Source organism: Variovorax sp. P4_D9, assembly GCF_056401695.1.
The window spans coordinates 1-1,412 of sequence record NZ_JBFUIU010001424.1; the positions used below are offsets into that span (position 1 = coordinate 1).

The window sequence follows — 1,412 nt, forward strand, 5'->3', positions numbered from 1 at the left end:
GCTGCACTGCAAGGGCTTCTGTCCGGGACGATGGACCGGCGGGCGCATCAAGAGGTCGAGATCGTCGGCAGACGTTGATCTCGCGCAAGTACTCCGCGCCGAGAAGCAGAAGAATCGATGCACTCGCTGTCGGGCCGGCGGCGAGCGGCTTCATGACGCACCCCCAAAGGAAGAATCATGTACCAACGCATCCTCGTACCCATCGACGGCAGCGCGACCGCCGAACAGGGCCTGCGCGAAGCCATTCGGCTGGCCGCAGATCAGAAGGCTCGACTGCGCCTGCTGTACGTCATCGACGACTTTCCGATGCTGATGGAACTGTCCAGTCTCGAAAGCTTCGACGCCTCGCTGCAGAAGTTGCGCGACTACGGGCAGCAGACTCTTGCTGGCGCCCAAAAGCTTGCGGGCGATGCCGGCGTGCAGGCTGATACGGTTCTGCGCGAGGTCACGGAAGGCCGCATCGCCAACGCCGTGGTGGACGAGGCCGGGACTTCCGCATGCGACCTGATCGTCATGGGCACTCACGGTCGGCGTGGCCTGAGTCGCATGGCGCTGGGCAGCGATGCAGATCTCGTCGTGCGAACCAGCCCCGTGCCGGTGCTGCTGGTTCGGCAGCACCCGGAGACCATCGACGCATCCGCGTGATCCTTGCTGTCGGACGGAGCGCTCGAGCGGCAAGCGCTCAACTGACGGAATCGATCGCTGGGATTGCGGGAAAGGCGAAGTCGCCGAACTCCAGCATCACGGGTTTCACGGGATCCTCCCGATAGCGCCGCAGCGCCACCGCCTCGATCACATCGAAGTGACTCCGGCAGGCGTCGACGAGGCTGTCCCCGCCTCCTTGTGCTCCGAATTCGTCGCGCAAAACATCTTCCGAGATCTCGGCCACGACGCGAGGACCTGCTTTTCCTTCGGGGTAGATCGCGAACAGAACACACGCCCTATCGAAACAATAGATCGCATCGCTGCTCATGGGTCATCTCCTGCTATTCGACAACATCCGCCTGCGCCAATGAACACTCTCCTACCGACACGGTGACAGGGTCTTGCTTCAGATCAAGAAATCCGCATCGAGCCGTTGCGGCGAGCGGCTTGCGCGAGATCAAGATCGATCGAGGCAGTCGGGCTTAGCGTCGATCCTGTTCGAGCGCAGTCGCGCTCTGGCACAAGGAGACGCCCATGCCCCCCGACGCAATTCATATCCGCTGGTTCTCCGAACTCGGTGCGGATGATGTGCCGACGGTGGGAGGCAAGAGCGCATCGCTCGGGGAGTTGTTCAGCGCCTTGCGCCCAGGCAGCGTTCGCGTACCCAACGGATTCGCGATCACCGCGGACGCGTACCGTCGCACGCTCGAGACTGCCGATGCGCTGCCGCGTCTCAAGGAAGCCCTGGCAGGCCTGGACGTCGAGAA

General features: G+C 63.0%; 3 protein-coding genes. 2 read left to right on the forward strand and 1 reads right to left on the reverse strand.

Annotated features, from left to right (window positions below; translation table 11 throughout):
- The first annotated feature begins 177 nt into the window (after positions 1-177).
- On the forward strand, positions 178-645 hold the full coding sequence (locus AC1DY5_RS55620; protein WP_478122703.1) for a universal stress protein: 468 nt from the start codon (positions 178-180) through the stop codon (positions 643-645).
- 37 nt (positions 646-682) lie between these two features.
- Here the strand turns inward: AC1DY5_RS55620 and AC1DY5_RS55625 are convergent, their stop codons facing one another.
- Positions 683-973, reverse strand: a complete 291-nt coding sequence (locus AC1DY5_RS55625) for a hypothetical protein (protein WP_478122704.1) — start codon at positions 971-973, stop codon at positions 683-685.
- Between the two features lie 206 nt (positions 974-1,179).
- Here AC1DY5_RS55625 and AC1DY5_RS55630 point away from each other — a divergent pair.
- Positions 1,180-1,412, forward strand: a 233-nt coding sequence (locus AC1DY5_RS55630) for a PEP/pyruvate-binding domain-containing protein (RefSeq protein ID WP_478122705.1), incomplete at its 3' end; no start/stop codon positions are given.

Coding starts and splice junctions, on each gene's coding strand:
- AC1DY5_RS55620 (WP_478122703.1), top strand. CDS start 178: ATGTACCAACGCATCCTCGTACCCATCGACGGCAGCGCGACCGCCGAA.
- AC1DY5_RS55625 (WP_478122704.1), bottom strand. CDS start 973: ATGAGCAGCGATGCGATCTATTGTTTCGATAGGGCGTGTGTTCTGTTC.